The organism is Pseudomonas sp. WOUb67 (assembly GCF_050058005.1).
GTDB classification, from domain to species: domain Bacteria; phylum Pseudomonadota; class Gammaproteobacteria; order Pseudomonadales; family Pseudomonadaceae; genus Aquipseudomonas; species Aquipseudomonas putida_R.
In genome coordinates, this window is sequence record NZ_CP170112.1 from 197,789 (window position 1) to 221,618 (window position 23,830).

A 23,830-nucleotide genomic window follows, 5' to 3' on the forward strand; every position below is an offset into this window, starting at 1 on the left:
CTTAGCGGCGGCCGCCGGTCTGCTTGAGGAAGTTGGCGAACAGCTCGTGGCCCTGCTCGGTCAGGATCGACTCGGGGTGGAACTGCACCCCTTCGATATTCAGCGTCTTGTGGCGCAGGCCCATGATCTCGTCCACCGAACCGTCTGCATGAGCGGTCCAGGCAGTGACTTCCAGGCAATCAGGCAAGGTTTCGCGCTTGACCACCAGCGAGTGGTAGCGGGTAACGGTCAGCGGGTTGTTGAGGCCGGCGAACACGCCCAGGTCACGGTGGTGTACCGGGCTGGTCTTGCCATGCATGACCTGGCGGGCACGCACCACGTCACCGCCAAAGGCCTGGCCGATGGACTGGTGGCCCAGGCACACACCCAGGATCGGCAGCTTGCCGGCAAAATGCAGGATGGCCTCGATGGACACGCCCGCTTCGCTCGGCGTGCACGGGCCCGGGGATACGACGATGCGCTCGGGGTTTAGGGCTTCGATCTGGGCGATGGTCATTTCGTCATTGCGAATGACCTTGACCTCGGCACCCAGCTCGCCAAGGTACTGAACGACGTTGTAAGTGAATGAGTCGTAATTGTCGATCATCAGTAACATGGTGTTGAACCTCTTGAATTTACTGACTTCAGAATTCGAACCTTCTTGCAGCCGCTACAGGCACGGCTTCGCCACAAAGGGCAGTGAAGAAGAAGGCAAACGGGGGCGGGCCGGGCGGGCCGGCAGGGGATAAAGTCAGGCGCGCCAACGCCAGCGGGCGTGGGCCTTGATTACGCGCATCAAGAGTTTACTGACGATCAACACAGGATAGGTCTCGCTCATACGTCCCGGCACAGTAGCTTACCGGGGCGGCGGGCGCAATATGCCTGTAAACACGGGGAAACGAATGCACTTGGGAGGGATGCACTGCGATTTGCTAAGGTCGATCAGGTTGTCCAGATAAAAACAAAGAAAAGGATGTTCCCAGATGCGAAAAGCCCCGTTATTGCGCTTTACCCTCGCTTCATTGGCCCTGGCCTGCAGCCAGGCGTTCGCTGCCCCCTCGCCCTACTCCACGCTTATCGTGTTCGGCGACAGCCTCGCCGATGCGGGGCAGTTTCCCGACCTGACCGGCGGTACTTCAGGCCTGCGGTCCACCAACCGCGATGCCGACGGCAACTTCGCCCCGGTGTCACCGATGATCCTCGGTGGCCGACTGGGGGTCACACCAGACGATCTGAACCCATCAACATCGATAGGCATCCGCCCCGATGGCAACAACTGGGCTGTCGGCGGCTATACCACCCAGCAAATCCTGGATTCGATCACCACAACCTCCGAGACCGTCATCCCGCCAGGAAACCCCGGCGGCGGGCTGGTACTGCGGGAAAAACCCGGCTACCTAGCCAATGGCCTGCGTGCCGACCCCAGCGCCCTTTACTACCTGACGGGCGGCGGCAACGACTTCCTGCAAGGGCTAGTGAACAGCCCCGCCGACGCCGTGGCAGCCGGTGCCCGCCTTGCGGCCAGCGCTCAGGCCCTGCAACAAGGTGGCGCGCGCTACATCATGGTCTGGCTGCTGCCCGACCTCGGCCAGACACCCAACTTCAGCGGCACGCCGCAGCAAAACCCGCTGTCACTGCTGTCTGGCGCGTTCAACCAGTCACTGATCAGCCAACTCGGGCAGATCGATGCCGAGATCATCCCGCTTAACATCCCCGTGCTGCTGAGCGAGGCATTGGCCAGCCCCAACCAGTTCGGCCTGGCCAGCGACCAGAACCTGGTGGGCACCTGCTACAGCGGCAATAGCTGTGTGGAAAACCCGGTGTACGGCATCAACGGTACAAACCCAGACCCGACAAAGCTGCTGTTCAACGACTTGGTGCACCCGACCATTGCTGGCCAGCAACTGATTGCCGATTACGCCTATTCGATCATTTCCGCACCGTGGGAACTGACGCTACTACCGGAAATGGCCCATGCCAGCCTGCGCGCCCACCAGGACGAACTGCGCAACCAATGGCAGACACCCTGGCAAGCCGTTGGCCAGTGGCAGGCCTTCGTCGCCACCGGTGCCCAGGACCTGGACTTCGACAGCCAGCGCAGCGCGGCCAGCGGCGATGGCCGTGGCTACAACCTGACCGTGGGCGGCAGCTATCGCCTGAACGACGCCTGGCGCCTGGGCCTGGCCGGCGGCGCGTACCGGCAAAAGCTCGAGGCCGGCGCCAATGATTCGGACTACAAGCTGAACAGCTACCTGGCCAGCGCCTTCGCCCAGTACCGCCAGGACCGCTGGTGGGCCGATGCTGCACTGAGCGCCGGGCACCTGGACTACAGCGACCTCAAGCGCACCTTCGCCCTTGGCGTGAGCGAGCGCAGTGAAAAGGGTGACACCGACGGCGAGGCCTGGGCGATGTCCGGGCGGCTGGGCTACAACCTGGCAGCCGAAAGCAGCCGCTGGCAGCTGGCGCCGTTCATCAGTGCAGATTATGCGCGGGTGAAGGTGGATGGCTATGACGAGAAGAGCGGGCGTTCGACGGCACTGGGCTTCGATGACCAGGAACGCACGTCACGCCGCCTGGGCCTGGGGTTGCTGGGCAGTGTGCAAGTGTTGCCGAGTACCCGGCTGTTTGCCGAAGTGGCGCAGGAGCATGAATTCGAGGATGACCAGCAGGATGTGACGATGCACCTGACCAGCTTGCCGGCCAATGACTTCACCTTGACCGGGTATACGCCGCACAGCGACCTGACCCGGGCGAGCCTGGGGGTGAGCCATGAAGTGGTGGCGGGGGTGCATCTGCGCGGGAACTACAACTGGCGCAAGAGTGATGAGTTGACGCAGCAGGGGGTTAGCTTGGGAGTGAGCGTGGACTTCTGAATTTTTGGGGCCGCTTTGCGGCCCTTCGCGGGCTCGCCCGCTCCCACAGGTACTCCACAGACCTTGACGCCTGTAATTTACCTGTGGGAGCGGGCGAGCCCGCGAAGGGCTGCAAAGCAGCCCCAATCTGTTTATTTAGCCAAGGACTGTTCAGCAAGCGCCACCGCACGGAACATCGCCCGGCGCTTGTTGATGGTTTCTTCCCACTCCAGCGCCGGTACCGAATCGGCAACGATGCCGCCCCCGGCCTGCACATGCAGTTCGCCGTCCTTGATCACCGCAGTACGGATGGCAATCGCGGTGTCCATGTTGCCGTTCCAGGCAAAGTAGCCGACCGCACCACCGTAGACCCCACGCTTGACCGGCTCCAGCTCGTCGATGATCTCCATCGCGCGGATCTTCGGCGCACCCGACAGCGTGCCAGCCGGCAGGATCGCCCGCAGTGCATCCATCGCCGTCAGCCCTTCACGCAGCTGGCCGGTGACGTTGGAGACAATGTGCATCACGTTGGAGTAACGCTCGATCACCATCTTCTCGGTCAGGCGCACGCTGCCGGTCGAGGACACACGGCCCACGTCGTTGCGGCCCAGGTCGATCAGCATCAGGTGTTCGGCGATTTCCTTGTCGTCCGACAGCAGGTCGTCTTCCAGCGCGCGGTCAGCCTCTTCGGTCGCGCCACGCGGGCGGGTACCGGCAATCGGGCGCACGGTGACCAGGTTGTCCTCGACACGCACCAGCACCTCAGGCGAGCTGCCGACCACATGGAAGTCGCCAAAGTTGAAGAAGTACATGTACGGCGTCGGGTTGAAGCAGCGCAGCGCACGGTACAGGTCGATGGGCGCAGCCTTGAAGTCGATCGACATCCGCTGCGACGGCACCACCTGCATGCAGTCACCGGCCAGGATGTACTCCTTGATACGGCCGACCGCGTTCTCGTAGTCGTCGCGGGTATAGCTGGAGCGGAATTCCGGCTCGGCGGCTTGCGGGCCACTCAGGTCCAGACCGCGGCGCGGGGTGATCGGCTGGCGCAGGGTTTCCAGCAGGCCTTGCAGACGTGCCTGGCCCTGTTCGAAGGCCTGCTCTTCAGCCGGGTCGACCAGCACGATGGCGTGCATCTTCCCTGCCAGGTTGTCGAACACCACCACCGCATCGGACACCATCAGAAGGATATCCGGCACGCCCAGCGGGTCCGGGTTAGGGCTGGCGCCCAGGCGCTTTTCCACATAACGCACGCAGTCGTAGCCAAAGTAACCGACCAGGCCGCCGTTGAAGCGCGGCAGGCCGGGGATGTCTGCAACCTTGTAGCGGTCCTTGAAGGTTTCAACGAACGCCAGCGGGTCTTCGACATCATGGCTTTCAACCTCGACACCATCCTGCAGGATGCTGATGTGGTAGCCGTGCACACGCATCACGGTGCGCGACGGCAGGCCGATCATCGAGTAACGGCCCCATTTCTCGCCGCCCTGTACCGATTCGAGCAGGTACGAGTTGGGTTGGTCAGCCAGTTTCAGGTAGATCGACAGCGGCGTGTCGAAGTCGGCCAGGGTTTCGCAGGCCAGGGGGATGCGGTTGTAGCCGGCAGCGGCCAGGCGCAGGAATTCTTCGCGGTTCATGAGTAGCCTCGTGGCAAGCAGCAATAGGTCAGGCAAACGGACGGGCCGGCACGCGCCGGCAGGCTGAAGTCAGGCGCGCCAACGCCAACGGGCCAGGGCCTTGATGACTTTCATCCAGAATTTGCCAGTAACCACCACGGTGGGCTCTCTGTCTTGTGAGGCTTGAAGGTTGGCCAACGTTATCCCAGTGGCCGGGTCTGCGCAACCAGGCAGCAATGCGCGCAGATCGTCGATTACCAGGTTGGGGGATTCGTCGTGGATCGGACGGCCATGGTTGTAGCCGTAGGTCAGCCCCACGCACTGCACGCCAGCCGCCTTGGCCGCCAGCACGTCACTGCGCGAATCGCCGACAAACAGCGACTGCTGCGGGGTAACGCTGGCCATCTGCATGACAAACAACAACGCCGCCGGGTCGGGCTTTTTCTGCGGCAGGGTGTCGCCGCCAATGATCCAGCGGAAGTAGTTGCCGATTTTCATCTGGTCCAGCAGCGGGCCGACGAAACGCTCGGGCTTGTTGGTGATCAGGGCCATCTCCACGCCCCGCTTGCGCAGCCAGCGCAGGGTGTCCTGCACACCGGGGTAGACCACTGTCAGCTCATGGCTTTCGGCATAAGCATCCATGAACAGCGCCAGCGCCTGGTCGGCCAGCGCATCGTCCACGGCGGCGTGGTCGATGCCACCCGCCAGCGCCCGGCGCACCAGCACCTGGGCGCCGTTGCCAACCCAGTGGCGCACGGCCTCAAGGCCGGCGGGCGGGCGACCCAGTTCGAGCAGCATGCGGTCCACGGCGGCGGCCAGGTCTGGCACAGAGTCGATCAGGGTACCGTCCAGATCGAACATCACCAGCCTGGGCAGCGTCCCCGGGAACAGCTGCTCGAAGCCACTCATGGGCGGGCCTGAGCCAGTTCGGCGCGCATCTTGGCGATGACTTCCTGGTAGTCCGGGGCGTTGAAGATCGCTGAACCGGCCACGAAGGTGTCAGCGCCAGCGGCAGCGATCTCGCGGATGTTGTTGACGTTCACGCCACCGTCGATTTCCAGGCGGATATCACGACCACTGGCGTCGATCAGCGCACGCGCCTCGCGCAGCTTGTCGAGGGTGCCCGGGATGAACTTCTGCCCGCCAAAGCCTGGGTTGACGCTCATCAGCAGCACCATGTCGATCTTGTCCATCACGTACTTCAGGGCGTCCAGGCTGGTGGCCGGGTTGAACACCAGGCCGGCCTTGCAGCCGCCGTCCTTGATCAGTTGCAGCGAACGGTCGACGTGCTGCGAGGCTTCCGGGTGGAAGGTGATGTAGGTGGCGCCGGCTTCGATGAAGTCGCCGATGATGCGGTCGACCGGGCTGACCATCAGGTGCACGTCGATGGGGGCAGTGACGCCGTACTTGCGCAGGGCGGTACAGACCATCGGGCCAATGGTCAGGTTGGGAACGTAGTGGTTGTCCATGACATCGAAGTGGACGATGTCGGCACCCGCAGCCAGGACCTTGTCGACGTCCTCACCCAGGCGGGCGAAATCGGCGGAGAGGATGGAGGGGGCAATAGCGTAGGGCTGCATGGCGCACCTGTTGGCAGAATCACGGTGGCGCGCATTGTAACTCAGGGAAACGGGTAGAGGCTGATTGGTATCAATCCGTGTCGACCAGCTGCTTCAACCCGTACTGGCCTCTTCGCGGCTGTAGGAGCAGCCTTGTGCTGCGAAGAGGCCGGTATGGCCGACGAACAACTTGTGCCTTACCGGCCTCTTCGCAGCACAAGGCTGCTCCTACAGGAGGATGCGCAGCTCTTGAGCTACTAATCAGGCAGGCTGCTGGGTTCTCAGCTTCTCGCTGCGCCCACGCAGCCACTCCAGGGTCAGCAGCAACACAACCGAAAACGCAATCAGCAAGGTCGCCGCAGCCGCAATGGTCGGGCTCAGGTTTTCGCGGATACCACTGAACATCTGCCGCGGCAGGGTCGCCTGCTCCGGCCCGGCCAGGAACAGTGTCACCACCACCTCGTCGAACGACGTCGCAAAGGCGAACAGCGCCCCCGAGATCACCCCGGGCGCAATCAGCGGCAGGGTCACCCGACGGAAGGCCAGCAGCGGCGACGCACCCAGGCTGGCAGCCGCCCGCACCAGGTTGTAGTTGAAGCCCTGCAAGGTTGCCGACACGGTAATGATGACGAACGGCACGCCCAGCACCGCATGCACCAGAATCAGCGAGGTAAAGCTGTTGCCCATCCCCAACGGGGCGAAGAACAGGTAGCTGGCCACGCCGATGATCACCACCGGTACCACCATCGGTGAAATCACCAGCGCCATCACCAGCGACTTGCCGGGGAAATCGCCACGGGTCAGGCCGATGGCCGCCAGGGTGCCGAACACCATGGCCAGCACCGTGGCCGCCGGGGCGACGATGATGCTGTTCTTCAGCGCCCGCATCCATTCGGCAGAGCCGAAGAAGTCCTGGTACCACTGCAGCGAGAAGCCCTGCAGCGGGTACACAAGGAAGCTGCCACTGTTGAACGACAGCGGCACGATCACCAGCACCGGCAAGATCAGGAACAGCAAAACCAGGCCGCAAAGAATGCGCAGGCTGTAGAACCAGACCCGCTCCACGGGCGACATATAGGGGCTCAACATGGCAAGGCTCCTCAGCTCAGGCGCAGGCGGCTGGCGCCGACCAGCCAGCTATAGATCAGGTACAACAGCACGGTAGCCAGCAGCAACAGCCCGCCCAGCGCGGTGGCCATGCCCCAGTTGATGCTGGTGTTGGTATAGAAGGCAACGAAGTAGCTGACCATCTGGTCGTTCGGGCTTCCCAGCAGCGCCGGGGTGATGTAGTAGCCGATGGCCAGGATGAACACCAGCAGGCAACCCGCGCCAACACCGGCATAGGTCTGCGGGAAGTACACCCGCCAGAAGCTGGCGAAGGGGTGGCAGCCCAGCGAGATCGCGGCACGCATGTAGCTGGGCGAAATGCCCTTCATCACGCTGTACAGCGGCAGGATCATGAACGGCAGCAGGATGTGCACCATGGAGATGTACACACCGGTGCGGTTGAACACCAGTTCCAGCGGCTGGTCGATGATGCCCATGGCCATCAGTGCACTGTTGATCAGGCCACCCGATTGCAGCAGCACGATCCACGCGGCCACCCGCACCAGGATCGAGGTCCAGAACGGCAGCAGCACCAGAATCATCAGCAGGTTGCTCTGCCGGGTCGGCAGGTTGGCCAGCAGGTAGGCCAGCGGGTAAGCCAGCACCAGGCAGATGGCGGTAATCACCACACCCATCCACAGCGTGCGGGCAAAGATATCCAGGTAAATGGCCTGGTCCGGCGTGGCCTTGGCCAGCTCACCCAGGTCGTCGATGCGGTGGTCCACAGAGGCCAGCAGGTAGAACGAGGTCACCGTACTGGTATTGCGGCGTATCGCCTGCCAGTAGGCCGGGTCGCCCCAACGCTCGTCGACGGCCTGCAACGCGTCTTTATAAGAGGCCGGTTCAGCCTTGAATGGCAGTGCCCGGGCGGTCTTGGTCAACAGGCTGCGGTAGCCGGCAAGTTCCATGTTCAAGCGTTTGGACAGGTCGCCAAGGGTCTGGTTCTTGCGCGACTCGGCCAGGTCCTGGCTCAGCGCCTTGTACACATCCTCGCCCGGCAGGCTCTTGCCATCCCACTGGCTGATGATGTCGACCGTGCGTGGCAGGCCGGCGACCACTTCCGGGTTGCCGACGCTCTTGTACAGCAGCGCCGCAATCGGCACCAGGAACACCAGCAGAAGAAACAGCGCCAGCGGCGCGATCAACGCCTGCGCCTTCCAGCGGTTGACCCGCTCGGCGTGTTTCAGGCGCTGCTTGAGACTTGGACCTGCGCCTTCGTTGAGGGGCACTGCAATGGCCATGGCGAACTCCGCAAAACAGGGAAACGGGGAGCGCCGGCCCAATGGTCAGCGCCCCTTTGATGCGCCTTACTTCTTCGCCGCCCAGGCGTTGAAGCGTTGCTCCAGCTGCTCGCTGTTGTCAGCCCAGAAGGCCACGTCGATCTGCACCTGGTTGGCAATGTTTTCAGGCGTGGTCGGCATGTCCTTCTTCACCTCGTCCGACAGCAGGCTCACGGCCTTGGAGTTGGCCGGGCCGTAGGCGATGTTCTCGGAGTAGATCTTCTGCTGCTCGGGCTTGACGCTGTAGGCGATGAACTTCTTCGCCTCTTCGACGTTCTTGGCACCTTTAGGGATCGCCCAGGCATCAAAGTCGTAGATGCCGCCGTTCCACACCACCTTGAGGTTGCTCTCTTTCTGCACTGCGGCAATACGGCCGTTGTACGCAGAGCTCATGACCACGTCGCCCGAGGCCAGGAACTGCGGTGGCTGTGCACCCGCTTCCCACCACTGGATGTTGGGCTTGAGTTCATCGAGTTTCTTGAAGGCGCGGTCCTGGCCTTCCTTGGTGGCCAGCACCTTGTAGACGTCCTTGGGCGCAACGCCATCGGCCATCAGTGCAAATTCCATGGTGTACTTGGCGCCCTTGCGCAGGCCACGCTTGCCCGGGAACTGCTTGGTGTCCCAGAAATCGGCCCAGCTGGTGGGCGCGGTCTTGAGCTTGTCGGCGTTGTAGGCCATGACCGTGGACCAGACGAAGAAGCCCACACCGCACGGCTGGATGGCACCGGGTACATAATCCCCCTCGTTGCCGAACAGTGCCGGATCGAGCTCTTCGAACATGCCCTCATCGCAACCGCGCGCCAGCTCCGGCGACTCCACCTCTACCAGGTTCCACGACACACTCTTGGTGTCGACCATCGCCTTTACCTTGGCCATTTCGCCGTTGTACTCACCGGCGACGATCTTGCCATTGCCTGCCTTCTCCCATGGCTCGTAGAACGCTTTGACCTGGGCGGCCTTGTTGGCGCCCCCGAACGAGATCACGGTGAGGTCTGCGGCCATGGCCTGGCCAGCGGCGAACAGCCCCAGGGCCAGGGCGGTCAGTTTCAACTGCTTGCGCATTCTTATTCTCTCCACAGTACAGGGTTGGTGAAGCAATCCATCAATGGGCTTCGGCAATCGGATCGAGCGCGCGGGCGTGCTCCACCTCCCAGCCCAGCGGTACCACATCGCCCACGGCCAGGGCCGGGTCGAGCTCGGCAATCGGCTGTTTCACGAAGAAATCGGCCTTGCCGCAAACTTCCAGGCGTACCCGCACGTGGTCGCCCAGGTAAATGAATTCGGCCACCCGGCCCGAGAAGCGGTTGACGCAGCTTTCGCTGTGGCCATTCAGGCGGACGCGCTCGGGGCGGATCGACAGGGTTACCGCCTCGCCGGCCTGGCCGACGTTCACCGCCAGCGCCTCGACCCGCTCGCCGCGCGGCAGCTGCACCTGGCAGCGCTTGCCATCGCTGGCCAGCAGGGTGCCGTTGATGCGGTTGTTCTCGCCGATGAAGTTGGCGACGAAGGTATTGCAGGGTTCTTCGTACAGGGTGCGCGGGTCGGCGATCTGCTGAATCTCGCCCTGGTGGAACACCGCCACGCGGTCGGACATGGTCAGCGCTTCGCCCTGATCGTGGGTCACGTACACCACGGTCACGCCAAGGCGCTGGTGGATGTGCTTGATCTCCATCTGCATGTGTTCACGCAGTTGCTTGTCCAGCGCGCCGAGCGGTTCGTCCATCAGCACCAGCTGTGGCTCGAACACCAGCGCACGGGCCAGCGCCACCCGCTGCTGCTGGCCACCGGAGAGCTGGCCGGGGTAGCGTTTGGCAAAGGCATCGAGCTGCACCATGTTCAGCACGCGTTTGACCCGCTCGCTGACGTCGGTCTTGCTCAGGTTGCGCACGGTCAGCGGAAAGGCCAGGTTCTCGGCCACGGTCATGTGCGGGAACAGCGCGTAGTTCTGAAACACCATGCCGATGTCGCGTTTGTGCGGCGGCACGTTGTTGATTGAGCGCCCGGCCAGCTGGATTTCACCGGCGGTAGGGGTTTCGAAGCCGGCGAGCATCATCAGGCTGGTGGTCTTGCCCGAGCCGGACGGGCCGAGCAGGGTGAGGAACTCACCTTTGCGGATGTCCAGGTTGAGGTCTTTGACGATCAGCGACTCGCCGTCGTAGCTCTTCTGCACACCACGGAAGCTGACCAGCGTTTCGCTGGTTGCAGCGTTCGACTTCGCCTCGCTCATGCCTGCACCTTCTTGTTGGATGACTGCGTAGGCAAAAGAGTAGAAGAGGCACAAGCGCCCGAAAATCGGGGGTGCAGAGAGAATGCCATCATCCGGATGGAAGATTTGCCGTAGGGATTGCCCTACAAGGATGACGGGATTGGAATGCTCGCGATCAGTATCACCTCGCCCCCTGTGGGAGCGGGTTCACCCGCGAAGAGGCCAGCCCAGGCACCGCACATGGCAGGCCAGGCCCTTTCGCGGGTAAACCCGCTCCCACAGGGGGGTGGTGCATGCGGCGAAGAGCCTATGTCGCAATCAGACCAGCTTGTGTTCCATGGCGTACTTCACCAGCTCCGCCAGCGAGTTCACTTTCAGCTTCTGCATCAAGCGCGCCTTGTGGGTGCTGATGGTCTTGCTCGACAACGCCAGCTGCTGGGCGATGTCGTTGACGTTGGCCCCCTGGGCCAGGCGCTCGAACACCGAGAATTCCCGCTCCGACAGCAGCGTGTGCAGTGGCCGCGACTCGGTCAGGCCCACTTCGAACACCATGCGGTCGGCCAGCGATGGGTCGATATAACGCCCGCCACCGGCCACCCGACGTATCGCGGTCAGCAGCAGCGCCGGGTCACTGTCCTTGGTGGCATAGCCCGCCGCACCGGCCTTCAGCGCCCGCGCCGCCATCTGTGCCTCGTCGTGCATCGACAGCATCAGGATTGCCGGCGCATCGTGCAACGCACGGATCCGCGGGATCGCCTCAAGGCCGTTCACCCCCGGCATCGAGATATCCAGCAGCACCACTTCGCACGGCGTGTGGCGCAGGGTGTCGAGCAGCTGCTCGCCATTCCCCGCCTCCCCCACCACCTGCATGTCCTTGGCCAGGCCAATCAACTGTTTGATGCCTTCACGGACAATGGTGTGGTCTTCGGCCACCAGTACTCGAATCACGCTTGCTCTCCTACTCCAACGGAATGGCCACGCTCAGGCTGGTGCCTTCGCCCGGTTCACTGTGCAGCGCCATGCTGCCCCCCAGCATCAGCACCCGCTCGCGTACACCCACCAGGCCGAATGACGTGGGCCGGGTCTGCTCGTGACAAAAGCCCTGGCCATCATCGCTGACCGTCATTCGCAATTGCCCGTCTTCACGCACCAGTTCGATCTCCACGCTGTGGGCCTGGGCGTGACGCATCACGTTGGTCAGCGCCTCCTGCAGGATACGGAACAGGCCGGTGGCCTTGGCATCGCTCAATGCTGGCAGATTATCCGGCACCTGTACCAGGCAGGGAATCTGCGTGCGGGCCTCAAAGCGCCGTGCCTGCCATTCGATGGCCGAGGCAATGCCGGCATCGAGGATCGGCGGGCGCAAGGCAGTGGCGACATCACGCACCAGCTGGAACAGCTGGGCAATCAGGCGCTTCATGCTGGTCAGGCGCTCATTCAGGCCGGGGTCCAGCTCGGCAAACGCCAGCTCGCACATCGACACTTCCAGCTTCAGCACGGTCAGCATCTGCCCCAGCTCATCATGCACTTCCCGGGCGATGCGGGCCTTTTCTTCCTCGCGCACGCTTTCCAGGTGGGCCGACAGCTCGCGCAGCTGCTCCTGGGATTTCGCCAACGCCAACTCGGCCCGCTTGCCCTGGGTGATGTCCCATACCACACCGTCCCACACCACCTGGCCGTTGGCCAGGCGCCGGGTGCTGGCCTTGATGTCGGCCCAGCGTTGTTCACCCTGGCGGGTCAGGATGCGTCCCTGCCAGGACCAGTCCTGGTCGCTGGCCAAGGCCAGGTCCTGGACCCGGTGGTAGTCGGCGCGGTCTTCGGGATGAACAAGGTTGCGCAGGCCCATCTGCGGGTGCTGGATCTCGACAGGCGCATACCCCACCAGCGCCTCGCTGCCCTCGCTGATGTAGGGGAACTCCAGCTCGCCCTCGGCCGGGTCACGCTCCAGGCGAAACACCAGCCCCGGCACGTTGCCGGCAATGCCCTTGAGCCGCGCCTCGCTTTCGCGCAGTGCCGCCAGGGCGCGGTGGCGCTCGGTAACATCGGCGAGGTACACCACCAGGTATTCGGAATCACGAAAGCGCAGAAAGCTCAGTGACAGCTCGACCGGCAGCAGGCTGTTGTCGGCCCGCCGGCACTGCGCCTCGAACTGCCCGACACCGCCCTCCCCCGTGCGTGCGCCTTTCCACAACTCCAGCCAGCGGTCCATGTTCAGGCTCGGTTCGAAGGTGCTCAACGGCCGCTCCAGCAGTTCGCCGTCGCCATACCCCAGCATGCGCTCGGCGGCGTGATTGGCGTAGCGTACGTGGCTGTCCCAGTTGACCCAGAGAATGCCCACCGTGCTCTGGTCGATGGCGAACTGGCTCAGGCGCAGGGCCTCTTCACGTACTTGCCGCTCCACCAGGCTTTCCCGGGTGGTCAGCAGGCTGCGCTCCAGTTGGCGCTGCTGCCGGCGTTGCCACACCAGGGTTGCCAAGGCACACAACAGCAACATACCGAACAGCAAGGCCAGGTTCTGCCAGAAGCCGGGTGACTCGCTCAGGCGTGGGTATTTGGGCTGCAACCACCGCTGGTGCAGTTGCTCCAGCTCCTTGGCCGGCAGCGCCTGCAGGCCGCGTTCGAGCACATCGGCCAGCAGCGGCCAGTCACGCCGCGAGCCGATGCGCAGCAACTGCGGCAGGCCGATATCGCCGACTACCGCCAGCTCACTGAACTCGCTTTCGCGTGACAGGCGGCTGAGCTGGGCTTCATCCATCACCGCGAAACTGGCCTGGCCACCCACTACCAGTTGCAGGGCCTCACGCTCGTTGGGCACCCCTTGCAGGTTGAGGTTGCTGTAGTTGCTGCGCAGGTAATCCGCCAACTGGCTGGGCATGCGAACCACCACCCGCTGCTCGGTTTCAAGCTTTTCCAGCTCTACGGCCATGGCCCCGGTGCGCGGGCCCACCACCAGTTGCGGCACGCGCATGTACGGGTCACTGAACAACCACAGGCGCAGGCTGGCTGGCGTCTGGGTCAGGCCCGGAGCGAAGTCGATTTCCCCGGCCAGCAGGGCGTGTTCAAGGCTGGCCTGGTCGCTGAAGTTGCGCCAGGTCAGGTCCAGGCGCAATGCCTGCGCCAGGCTGTTCACCAGCTCTACGTTGGCCCCGTACAGTTGCTGCAGGCGCCGGTCGAACTGAGCGTAGGGTGCTTGTAATACCAGGCCGACGCGCAAGCTGCGGTGCGCGTCCAGCCACTGCTGCTGCGCAGGCTCCAGCGTAACGGCGGGCACCACCTCGGGCCGGGCCAATGCAATCAAGGGCAGCCACAAGCAGCCGATAACCAACAGGCGACGCACTCGCTTCATCTAAACGCTCGTCTTGGCAAAGGCGGCCATGCAGCATGGCCGTCACGGGCAAATACTATTAGGCTGCCGGTATCATTCTGGCCCTGGGTTGACTCATGTCCACACTTTATCGCACGACGCTGGCAATGTGCTGCCTGGCCTCGATCCTTCCACTCGGCGCCCTGGCTGCCGATGCCGAAAAACCACCTGCCACCACCGAGGCTCCAGCCGCCGAGGCCCCGCGCCCGCCCTTGCTGGAGCGCAGCCAGGAAGATGCCCAGGCGCTGGAGCGGCTGGTGCCCAAGGCCGAGCAGCAGACCCTGCAGGCCGGTGCCGACAGTTTCCTGGCCCTGTGGAAACCCGCCAATGACAACGACCCGCAAGGGGCAGTCATCATCATCCCAGGTGCAGGCGAGACGGCCGACTGGCCAAATGCGGTCGGCCCACTGCGGCAGAAATTCCCTGATGTCGGCTGGCACAGCCTGAGCGTCAGCCTGCCCGACCTGCTCGCCGACAGCCCCCAGGCAAGGGTCGAGGCCGCTCCGCCTGCCGAGCCTGAAAAAGACAAAGGCGAAAGCGCACCGGCCAAGGACGTACCGGCCGACGCCAACGCCAACGTGGCCCAGGCCACGGCAGCCGATGCCGATACCGCAGAAAGCACAGACGCCGAACAGGCCAGCGAGCAGGCCGACCCGGCAGATGCCGAGCGTATCTTCGCCCGCCTCGATGCCGCCGTGGCGTACGCCCAGCAACACAACGCCCGCAGCATCGTGCTGATCGGCCATGGTAGCGGGGCGTATTGGGCGGCCCGCTACCTGAGCGAGAAACAGCCACCACAGGTCCAAAAGCTGGTGATGGTCGCCGCACAGACACCGGCCAGGGTTGAACATGACCTGGAAAGCCTGGCACCGACCTTGAAGGTGCCGACTGCCGATATCTACTACGTCACCCGTAGCAGCGACCGCAACGCGGCCGAGCAGCGCCTGCAGGCCAGCAAGCGGCAGAAGGACAGCCAGTACCGGCAGTTGTCGTTGATTGCCATGCCAGGGAACAAGGCGGCGGAACAAGAGCAGTTGTTCCGCAGGGTACGCGGGTGGTTGAGCCCGCAGGGTTGAGTCCGACTGCGAAGCTTTGCCGCCTGTGAGATCGAGCGCCGCCCGCGCGACGCATCGCGAGCTGCGCTCGCTCCTACGTTTGTTTCGGGCCAGTCACGCCTGTGGCAGGCGCGCGCGACCGCCTTGTTTGTACGCCGCAACATCGCGCCATGCGCCAAGGCGTTCGCGCGCAAATCCCCCAGGAGACATTGGCCCGAAACAAACGTAGGAGCGAGCGCAGCTCGCGATGCGTCGCGCGGGCGGCGCTCGATTTCACGGGCACTGTAAAACCCAAGGCAGGCACATCATTACAGCGAAGAGGCCCTTACAGGCCCCGCCGCTTACGGATCATGGCATAGGCCTGGTGCAGCTCGCGGGTGCGCTCGGTCGCCTCACGCACCTGCGCCTCGCTGGCACCGGTGCCGGCCAGCTTGTCCGGGTGATGCCGGCTGACTAGCCGGCGATAAGCCTGCTTGACCTTGTCGGTCTCGGTGTCCGCCTCAACCGCCAGCAAGCGCAACGCTGCGGCATAGGTCATGGCCAGCCCTTCCGTTCCGGCGGCCTTGCGCGGCTCGTACTCCAGCGACATCGCCTGCACCTGCCGCCTGCTCAGGCCCAGCTTCTGCCCCCAGTCCAGCAGCAGCTCACGCTCCTTGTTACCCATCTTGCCGTCGGCCCAGACCATGCGCCAACACGCACGCAGAGTGCCTTCCGCCGCATGCGGCTGCTGACGAATGCGGCGCAAATGGCTGCCCAGCCGGTCCTTGCCCGCCTTGCCACGGTTGAACGCGGCTATCGCGCGCAGCCGGGCCGCTTCGGCCAGGTCCAGACGCAGCATTTCCTGGCGCGCCTGGCGGATATGCTGCTCGGCCACACGGCCATCGCATTTGGCCAGGCGCCCGAGCATCACGAACAGCAACTCGTCGTCGCGCAAGGCCGAGCGCCCGCCCAGGCGTTCGCGCATATCGTCCCAGCCTTGCAAGCGCAGGCGGCGGTCCATGGCCTGCCCAAGCAACCCACCGAGCAAGGCCCCCGGAATGCTGGCAACAGCAAAACCGGCACCCACACCAATCACCGTGCCTGGCCACCACATCTCAGGCGCGCTCGCCAATCAAACGCTCAGCCTCGGCCAGGCGCTCAAGCGTGCCTACATCCACCCAATGCCCACGGTAGTGCTCGCCAGTGACCTTGCCATCCGCCATGGCCTGACGCAGCAGCGGCGCCAGCTTGAAGGCACCGGGCCGGCAACCGTCGAACAATGCCGGGTGCAGCACCGAAAGGCCGCTGAAGGTCAGCGTGCCGGGAGCGTCATCGCCATCGACGACCTGCTCGCCCACCAGGCGGAAGTCACCGCGGCCGTGATGGCCAGGGTTGTCGACCAGTACCAGGTGAGCAAGGCCTTGCAAGGGGGCCTGCAGGCCAGTGAAATCGTAGTCGCTCCAGACATCGCCGTTAACCAGCAGGAACGGCGCGTCACCCAGCAACGGCAGGGCCTTGAAGATGCCACCACCGGTTTCCAGCGGCTCGCCCTCGGGTGAATAACGGATGCTCACCCCGAAGCGGCTGCCATCGCCCAGGTGGTCTTCGATCTGCTGGCCAAGCCAGGCATGGTTGATCACCACCTCGGTAACACCCGCCGCCGCCAGGGCGTGCAGGTGGTACTCGATCAGCGGCTGGCCGGCGACCGGGATCAGTGGTTTTGGGGTATGCAGGGTCAACGGGCGCATGCGCTCGCCTTTGCCCGCTGCCAGAATCATTGCCTTCATGCACGCACTCCGGCCTGCAACTCGGCAATCAGCTCACCCAGCTCCGACAATTCGGGCCGGCGGCCAATCACTTCTTCTATATAGGCGAAGAAACGCGGCACGTCGCCCAGGTAGCGCGGTTTGCCATCACGGTGGCAGATGCGGGCGAAAATGCCGATGACCTTCAGGTGGCGCTGCACACCCATCAGGTCGCTGGCACGCTGGAATGCTTCGAAGCCGTCCTGCACCGGGATGCCGGCCGCCTTGGCCTGCTGCCAGTAATTTCGCAGCCAACCTTCGACCCGTGCCTGCGGCCAGCTGAGGAAGGCATCCTTGAACAGGCAGGTGATGTCGTAGGTGACCGGGCCGTACACCGCGTCCTGGAAGTCCAGTACACCCGGGTTGGGGGTGCTCTGCATCAGGTTGCGCGGCATGTAGTCGCGGTGCACCAGCACCTTGGGCTGGGCCAGGGCGCTGTCGATCAGCAGTTGGCTGACGCGCTGCCAGGTGGCTTTCTGCGCTTCGCTCAAGGCCAGGCCCAGCTCACGCCCCACGTACCACTCGGGAAACAGCTCTACTTCACGGCGCAACAGCGCATCGTCGTAGCTGGGCAGCGGCGCATCCATCGGCAGGCGCTGGAAGGCCAGCAAGGCCTCGATGGCATCGGCAAACAGGCCATCAGCGTTGTCGGCATCAATTACATCAAGGTATGTCTGGTGGCCCAGATCCCCCAGCAACAGGAAACCGCGCTCCAGGTCCTGGGCATGGATCTGCGGCACATGCACACCCGCGCTGGCCAGCAAGTGATCAATGGCGACGAACGGTCGGCAGTTTTCCTGCGGGGGGGGCGCGTCCATGATCACGAAGCTGTGCCCAGCCCCCTGCCAGCGGAAGTAACGGCGGAAGCTGGCGTCGCTGCTGGCCGCGGTCAGGCTGCCTGCGGGCACGTCGCCCCAGCCGTTGTTCAGGAAAAGATCATTGAGCTGCTCATGGAGCCAGACCGTCAGTTGTTGCAGGCGTACATCGTGTTCAGGCATTACAAGGGTCTCCGACGGCCCTAGCCGTCAAGCGGGTCATGCTTTATTATCCAGCATCTTTTTCAGACCATCGAGAGGCGTGCGGCCCCACACGCGGGCAGATGGCACGCAGGAAGCCCGGACTAATAAGATGGCATTGAAATCCCCCGCGTTTCGTAGAAAGTTTCCGTTGCTGGTAACCGGCGGTCTGCTGGCCCTGCAACCTCTGGCCACCTCATATGTAGTGGCAGCCGAACAGTTCGACTGCCAAGTGTCCGCCTCCGGTGGTTGGGACTGCAAGCCCAAAGCGCCAGTCAACAACCTGCCGCCGCGCCCGGTGCACGAGGGTGCGGCCGTCAGCTCCGGCACAGAAGCCGCGAGCGAGGCCGAAACCGCAGACCAGCCGATGCTGGTCACCGAGGCCAAGGGCCGTGGCCTGAAGTCGCGCAGCGAAGACTACAGCCACCTCGACTGGGTACCGCGTGACAAGCTCACCGCCGCACAGCTGGCCGAAACCGGCCCGTACTGCGGTGGCGCCTATATCGAGCCAACCCGCCCGGGCATGGCCGACACCACGCCGAAGGACGAGTCGCCGACCTACATCAACGCCAAGGTGTCCAAGTACCAGCAGGAGCAGCAGATCGCTACCCTCGCCGGTGACGTGGTAATGCGCCAGGGCAGCATGCAGGCCGAGGCCGACGAGGCCAACCTCTACCAGACCGAAAACCGTGGCGAGCTCAAGGGCAACGTCAAGATCCGTGACAACGGGTCGCTGGTGGTCGGTGACCAGGCACAGATCCAGCTCGATACGGGCGAAGCCCAGGTCGACAACGCCGAATACGTGATGCACAAGTCGCACATCCGCGGCAGTGCCCTGTATGCCAAGCGTGGTGAAAACGCCATCATCCGCCTCAAGGACGGTACGTACACCACCTGCGAACCGGGCAGCAACGCCTGGCAGCTGAAGGGCAACAACATCACCCTGAACCCGGCCACCGGTTTCGGTACTGCGACCAACGTTACGCTGCGGGTCAAGGATTTCCCGGTGTTCTACACACCGTACATCTACTTCCCGATCGACGACCGTCGCCAGTCCGGCTTCCTGCCGCCCTCGTTCAGCAGCAGCAGCGACACCGGCTTCATGCTGGTCACGCCGTACTACTTCAACCTGGCACCGAACTACGACGCCACGTTGTACCCGCGTTACATGACCAAACGCGGCCTGCTGATGGAAGGCGAGTTCCGCTACCTGACACCTTCCAGCGAAGGCCAGTTCGGCGGCGCCTACCTGAACGACAAGAACGACGACCGCAAAGACCAGACTGACTACAAAGAACAGCGCTGGATGGTCAACTGGCAGCACAAAGGCGGTTTGGACGAGCGCCTGATGACCGAGGTGAACTACACCGACATCAGCGACCCGTTCTACTTCCAGGACCTGGAGTCCGACCAGATCGGCGTTGAAAGCAAGGACTTCCTCGATCAGCAGGGCGCGCTGACCTACCGCGGCGACAGCTACACCGCGCGGTTGAACGTGCATGCCTACGAGGCAGCGACCATTTCGCAGATCACGCCTTACGATCGCCTGCCGCAGATCACCTTCAATGGCGTGCTGCCCTATCAGCCGGGTGGTTTGAACTTCGCTTACGAAACCGAGGCTGCACGCTTCGAACGTGATCTGAAGAACGACTTCGTTCGGGACAAAGATGGCAACCCGGACTTCTCTGCCGGGGCAGCCGGTCGCCGGCTTGACGAGAACATCCAGGGTATTGAACGCGCCAACGGAACACGTTTGAACGTCGCGCCGTCAATCAGCTACCCGATGACTGCCAGCTACGGCTTCCTCACGCCCAAGCTGAAGTATGCCTACACCCAGTACGATCTCGACCTGGACAGCAAAGGCAAAGCCGACGCAATCAACCTGCGCAACGCGAACCCAAGCGCCTACGGTAGCTATGACAGCACCGTGAGCCGCGATGTGCCGATCTTCAGCGTCGACAGCGGCCTGTATTTCGACCGCAACACGTCGCTGTTCGGTACCAGTTACAAGCAGACCCTCGAACCGCGCATGTTCTACCTCTACGTCCCGTACAAGGACCAGAAGGACATCCCGCTGTTCGATACCGGCGAAACGCTGTTCAGCTACGACTCGCTGTTCCGCGACAACCGTTTCAGCGGTACCGACCGTATTGGCGACGAGAACAAGCTGTCGCTGGGCGTGACCACCCGCTGGATCGAAGACAGCGGTTTCGAGCGCCAGAACTTCAGCATCGGCCAGGCTTACTACTTCAAGGATCGCAAGGTCCAGTTGCCGGGCATCGACTACCGCACCCGCAAGGATGCACAGTCCGATGTGTCGCCATACGCGCTGGTGTACAACTACTACTTCAACCGCGACTGGCGCTTCAATTCGGACTTCAACTGGGACCCGGACAGCCGCAGCACCCGTTCGGGCAGCGCGATGTTCCACTACCAGCCTGAAGACAACCCGAACAAGGTGGTCAACCTCGGCTATCGCTACCGCAACGACACCATTGCCTTCGACTCGACCACAGGTACCTGGAAAGTGGGCGGTGGCGACTACGGCACGCCGGGTGATCCGAACTACATCAAGGACTACTACAAGATCCAGCAGCATGACTTCTCGGTCATCTGGCCGATCGTTCCGCAGTGGAGCGTCATCGCCCGCTGGCAGCATGACTACAACCGCAACCGTACCCTGGAAGCCATGGGTGGTTTCGAGTACGACAACTGCTGCTGGAAGCTGCGCCTGATCAACCGTTACTGGATCGATTACGACGACTTCAGCCAGGCGCTTCCGCAGAACGAAAAAGGCGACCACGGTATCTTCCTTCAGATCGTTCTGAAAGGCCTCGGTGGTGTAGTGGGCAACAAGGTCGAATCTTTCCTCGACCAAGGCATTCAAGGTTACCGTGAACGTGAAGACCAAGCTTATTGATCGTCTGCGCCCAGTGTTGCTGGGCGCCGCTTTGCTGAGTGGCGCGGTGCATGCCGCGGTGCAACCTCTTGATCGCGTGGTGGCCATCGTCGACAACGACGTGGTCATGCAAAGCCAGCTGGACCAGCGTGTCCACGAGGTACAGCAAACCATCGCCAAGCGCGGCGGCGGCGTGCCGCCGACCGGTGCCCTGGAACAGCAGGTACTGGAACGCCTGATCGTCGAGAACCTGCAGCTGCAGATCGGCGAGCGTTCCGGCATCCGCATCACCGACGAAGAGCTGAACCAGGCCATCGGCACCATTGCCCAGCGCAATGGCATGTCGCTGGACCAGTTCCGCGCCGCCCTGGCCCATGACGGCCTGTCGTTCGACGACGCTCGCGAGCAGGTCAAACGCGAGATGATCATCAGCCGCGTGCGTCAGCGCCGCGTGGCCGAGCGCATCCAGGTGACGGAGCAGGAAGTGAAGAACTTCCTCAACTCCGACATGGGCAAGATGCAGATGTCGGAAGAGTACCGCCTGGCCAACATCCTCATCCCCACCCCGGAAGGCGCCAACTCGGAAGCCATCCAGGCGGCCGCACGCCAGGTCGGCGATGTCTACAAGCAGCTCAAGCAAGGCGCGGACTTCGGCCAGATGGCCATTGCCCGTTCCGCCAGCGAAAACGCCCTGGAAGGCGGCGAGATGGGCTGGCGTAAAGCCGGCCAGCTGCCACCAGACTTCGCCAAGATGCTCAGCAGCATGCCGGTCGGTGAAATCACCCAGCCTATTCGCATCCCCAACGGCTTCATCATCCTCAAGCTCGAGGAGAAGCGCGGCGGCAGTGAAAACGTGCTGCGTGACGAAGTGCATGTACGCCACATCCTGATCAAGCCAAGTGAAATCCGCAGCGAAGCGGCCACCGAGCAGCTGGCCGAGCGCCTGTACGATCGCATCAAGAACGGTGAAGACTTCGGCGAGCTGGCGAAGAGCTTCTCGGAAGACCCGGGTTCGGCGCTCAACGGCGGTGATCTCAACTGGGTAGACCCGAACAGCCTGGTACCGGAGTTCCGCGAACAGATGGCCAACGCCCAACAAGGCGAAGTGACCAAGCCGTTCAAGACCCAGTACGGCTGGCACGTTCTGGAAGTGCTCGGCCGCCGTGCCACCGACAGCACCGAACAGGCACGTGAGCAACAGGCCCAGAGCGTCCTGCGCAACCGCAAGTACGACGAAGAGCTGCAAACCTGGCTGCGCCAGATTCGCGATGAAGCCTACGTTGAAATCAAGCTGCCTGGCGCTGACCAGGCCGCCCAGTGAAGCCCCTGCGCTTCGCCGTCACCCCTGGCGAGCCTGCCGGCATAGGTCCCGACCTGTGCCTGCTGCTCGCCGCAGACGCCCAGCCTCACCCCCTGATCGCCATCACCAGCCGTGACCTGCTCGCCGAGCGGGCCACGCAGCTGGGGCTGGCCGTCAGCCTGCTGCCAGCCGCCCCGGGCCAATGGCCCGACCGGCCGGCACCCGCGGGCAGCCTGTACGTATGGGATACCCCGCTGGCAGCCCCGGTAGTGCCAGGCCAGCTCGACGAAGCCAACGCGGCGTTCGTGCTGGAAACCCTGACCCGCGCCGGGCAAGGCTGCCTCGATGGGCATTTTGCCGGCATGATCACCGCCCCTGTGCACAAGGGCGTGATCAACGAAAGCGGTATCCCCTTCTCCGGGCATACCGAGTTCCTTGCCGAGCTGACCCACACCGCGCAGGTGGTAATGATGCTGGCCACCCGCGGCCTGCGTGTGGCCCTGGTGACCACGCACCTGCCGCTGCGTGACATCGCCGACGCCATCACTGCCGAGCGCGTCGAACGTGTAACCCGTATCCTGCATGCCGACATGCGCGACAAGTTCGGCATTGCCAACCCGCGCATACTGGTATGTGGCCTCAACCCGCACGCGGGCGAGGGCGGCCACCTGGGCCGCGAAGAAATCGACATCATCGAGCCGACCCTGGCCCGCCTGCGCACCGAAGGCATGGACCTGCGCGGGCCGCTGCCGGCCGATACCCTGTTTACCCCCAAATATCTGGAGCACTGCGACGCAGTGCTGGCGATGTACCACGACCAAGGCCTGCCTGTGCTCAAGTACAAAGGTTTCGGCGCTGCAGTCAACGTGACCCTGGGCCTGCCGATCATCCGCACGTCGGTCGACCACGGCACCGCCCTGGACCTCGCCGGCACCGGCAACGTTGACACCGGAAGCCTGCGCGTCGCGCTGGAAACCGCCTACCAGATGGCCGAGAACCGACCATGAACGAGCAATACCAACACCGGGCGCGCAAGCGCTTCGGCCAGAACTTCCTGCACGACGCCGGCATCATCGACCGCATCCTGCGCGCCATCAACGCCAAGGCCGGCGAACACCTGCTGGAGATCGGCCCGGGCCAGGGCGCCCTGACCGAAGGCCTGCTGGGCAGCGGTGCTCAACTGGACGTGGTGGAGCTGGACAAGGACCTGGTGCCGATCCTGCAGCACAAGTTCGGTAACCGCAGCAACTTCCGCCTGCACCAGGGCGACGCCCTGAAGTTCGACTTCAACCAGCTGGGCGTGCCACCGCGCAGCCTGAAGGTGGTCGGCAACCTGCCGTACAACATCTCCACCCCGCTGATCTTCCACCTGCTCAGCCATGCCGGGCTGATCCGCGACATGCACTTCATGCTGCAAAAGGAAGTGGTCGAGCGTATGGCCGCCGGCCCTGGCGGTGGTGACTGGGGGCGTTTGTCGATCATGGTGCAGTACCACTGCCGCGTAGAACACCTGTTCAACGTGGGCCCTGGCGCCTTCAACCCGCCGCCGAAAGTGGACTCGGCCATCGTCCGCCTGGTACCGCACGAAGTGCTGCCGTTCCCGGCCAAGGACCACCTGCTGCTGGAGCGCGTCGTTCGCGAAGCCTTCAACCAGCGTCGCAAGACACTGCGCAATACCCTGAAAGGCCTGCTCGACAGCGCGACCATCGAGGCAGCCGGCGTGGACGGCAGCCTGCGCCCCGAACAGCTGGACCTGGCCGCCTTCGTGCGCCTGGCTGACCAGCTGGCTGATCAGCAACAAGCCTGATCCAGCCTG

Annotated in this window: 19 protein-coding genes; 6 read left to right on the plus strand and 13 right to left on the minus strand. The window is 63.5% G+C overall.

Features of this window, described 5'->3' with window-relative positions; genetic code table 11:
- Position 1: 1 nt before the first annotated feature.
- The gene (locus ABOC32_RS00975; RefSeq protein WP_039613257.1) at positions 2 to 595 is read right to left on the minus strand and encodes an aminodeoxychorismate/anthranilate synthase component II; all 594 of its coding nucleotides are present in this window, start codon (positions 593 to 595) and stop codon (positions 2 to 4) included.
- 367 nt (positions 596 to 962) lie between these two features.
- Between ABOC32_RS00975 and estP the strand changes: the two genes are divergently transcribed.
- Positions 963 to 2,852, plus strand: a complete 1,890-nt coding sequence (gene estP / locus ABOC32_RS00980; RefSeq protein WP_426809846.1) for an esterase EstP — start codon at positions 963 to 965, stop codon at positions 2,850 to 2,852.
- 131 nt (positions 2,853 to 2,983) lie between these two features.
- Here the strand turns inward: estP and trpE are convergent, their stop codons facing one another.
- The 9 genes from trpE to ABOC32_RS01025 all read right to left on the minus strand — a co-directional run bounded on the left by trpE (position 2,984) and on the right by ABOC32_RS01025 (position 13,942).
- Positions 2,984 to 4,465: an anthranilate synthase component I gene (trpE, locus tag ABOC32_RS00985; RefSeq protein ID WP_426809847.1), complete on the minus strand. Its 1,482-nt coding sequence runs from the start codon at positions 4,463 to 4,465 to the stop codon at positions 2,984 to 2,986.
- Between the two features lie 69 nt (positions 4,466 to 4,534).
- Positions 4,535 to 5,353 (minus strand): phosphoglycolate phosphatase, encoded by an 819-nt coding sequence (locus tag ABOC32_RS00990; protein WP_426809848.1) that lies wholly within the window; start codon positions 5,351 to 5,353, stop codon positions 4,535 to 4,537.
- The gene (rpe, locus tag ABOC32_RS00995; RefSeq protein ID WP_019472940.1) at positions 5,350 to 6,024 is read right to left on the minus strand and encodes a ribulose-phosphate 3-epimerase; all 675 of its coding nucleotides are present in this window, start codon (positions 6,022 to 6,024) and stop codon (positions 5,350 to 5,352) included. The genes ABOC32_RS00990 and rpe overlap by 4 nt, the downstream gene beginning before the upstream one ends.
- Positions 6,025 to 6,264: 240 nt before the next feature.
- Positions 6,265 to 7,092: an ABC transporter permease gene (locus ABOC32_RS01000; protein ID WP_016497719.1), complete on the minus strand. Its 828-nt coding sequence runs from the start codon at positions 7,090 to 7,092 to the stop codon at positions 6,265 to 6,267.
- Between the two features lie 11 nt (positions 7,093 to 7,103).
- Positions 7,104 to 8,351 carry an ABC transporter permease gene (locus ABOC32_RS01005; RefSeq protein WP_341797403.1) on the minus strand — a complete coding sequence of 416 codons (1,248 nt, stop codon included), beginning with the start codon at positions 8,349 to 8,351 and terminating at the stop codon, positions 7,104 to 7,106.
- Positions 8,352 to 8,417: 66 nt separating this feature from the next.
- Positions 8,418 to 9,452, minus strand: a complete 1,035-nt coding sequence (locus tag ABOC32_RS01010; RefSeq protein WP_426809849.1) for an ABC transporter substrate-binding protein — start codon at positions 9,450 to 9,452, stop codon at positions 8,418 to 8,420.
- A gap of 40 nt (positions 9,453 to 9,492) precedes the next feature.
- Positions 9,493 to 10,617: an ABC transporter ATP-binding protein gene (locus ABOC32_RS01015; RefSeq protein WP_426809850.1), complete on the minus strand. Its 1,125-nt coding sequence runs from the start codon at positions 10,615 to 10,617 to the stop codon at positions 9,493 to 9,495.
- 297 nt (positions 10,618 to 10,914) lie between these two features.
- Complete coding sequence (locus ABOC32_RS01020) at positions 10,915 to 11,544, minus strand: response regulator (protein WP_086974414.1); 630 nt, start codon at positions 11,542 to 11,544, stop codon at positions 10,915 to 10,917.
- A gap of 10 nt (positions 11,545 to 11,554) precedes the next feature.
- Positions 11,555 to 13,942, minus strand: a complete 2,388-nt coding sequence (locus ABOC32_RS01025; RefSeq protein ID WP_426809851.1) for a PAS domain-containing sensor histidine kinase — start codon at positions 13,940 to 13,942, stop codon at positions 11,555 to 11,557.
- Positions 13,943 to 14,037: 95 nt separating this feature from the next.
- Here ABOC32_RS01025 and ABOC32_RS01030 point away from each other — a divergent pair, with 95 nt between their 5' ends.
- Positions 14,038 to 15,036, plus strand: a complete 999-nt coding sequence (locus ABOC32_RS01030) for an alpha/beta hydrolase family protein (RefSeq protein ID WP_426809852.1) — start codon at positions 14,038 to 14,040, stop codon at positions 15,034 to 15,036.
- 304 nt (positions 15,037 to 15,340) lie between these two features.
- On the opposite strand, the gene ABOC32_RS01035 is transcribed toward ABOC32_RS01030, so the two are convergent.
- Genes ABOC32_RS01035 through ABOC32_RS01045 form a run of 3 tightly spaced genes read right to left on the minus strand, consistent with a single transcriptional unit; the run spans position 15,341 to position 17,797 of the window.
- On the minus strand, positions 15,341 to 16,108 hold the full coding sequence (locus ABOC32_RS01035) for a TerB family tellurite resistance protein (RefSeq protein WP_426811553.1): 768 nt from the start codon (positions 16,106 to 16,108) through the stop codon (positions 15,341 to 15,343).
- Position 16,109: 1 nt separating this feature from the next.
- Entirely contained in the window at positions 16,110 to 16,781 is a 672-nt protein-coding gene (murU, locus tag ABOC32_RS01040) for an N-acetylmuramate alpha-1-phosphate uridylyltransferase MurU (protein WP_426809853.1), read from the minus strand.
- Positions 16,778 to 17,797: an aminoglycoside phosphotransferase family protein gene (locus ABOC32_RS01045; protein ID WP_426809854.1), complete on the minus strand. Its 1,020-nt coding sequence runs from the start codon at positions 17,795 to 17,797 to the stop codon at positions 16,778 to 16,780. Before ABOC32_RS01045 ends, murU begins: the two co-directional genes overlap by 4 nt.
- A 130-nt stretch (positions 17,798 to 17,927) precedes the next feature.
- On the opposite strand from ABOC32_RS01045, the gene ABOC32_RS01050 reads away from it, so the two are divergent.
- From ABOC32_RS01050 to rsmA, 4 genes are read left to right on the plus strand one after another with little or no spacing between them, the layout of a single operon-like run.
- Positions 17,928 to 20,735, plus strand: coding sequence for an LPS-assembly protein LptD (locus ABOC32_RS01050; protein WP_426809855.1), 2,808 nt, complete (start codon positions 17,928 to 17,930; stop codon positions 20,733 to 20,735).
- A complete protein-coding gene (gene surA / locus ABOC32_RS01055; protein WP_426809856.1) occupies positions 20,716 to 22,035 on the plus strand; it encodes a peptidylprolyl isomerase SurA in 1,320 nt (439 codons plus the stop codon). Before ABOC32_RS01050 ends, surA begins: the two co-directional genes overlap by 20 nt.
- Complete coding sequence (gene pdxA / locus ABOC32_RS01060) at positions 22,032 to 23,021, plus strand: 4-hydroxythreonine-4-phosphate dehydrogenase PdxA (RefSeq protein ID WP_426809857.1); 990 nt, start codon at positions 22,032 to 22,034, stop codon at positions 23,019 to 23,021. Before surA ends, pdxA begins: the two co-directional genes overlap by 4 nt.
- Positions 23,018 to 23,821: a 16S rRNA (adenine(1518)-N(6)/adenine(1519)-N(6))-dimethyltransferase RsmA gene (gene rsmA, locus ABOC32_RS01065; RefSeq protein ID WP_426809858.1), complete on the plus strand. Its 804-nt coding sequence runs from the start codon at positions 23,018 to 23,020 to the stop codon at positions 23,819 to 23,821. The genes pdxA and rsmA overlap by 4 nt, the downstream gene beginning before the upstream one ends.
- Positions 23,822 to 23,830 lie beyond the last annotated feature (9 nt).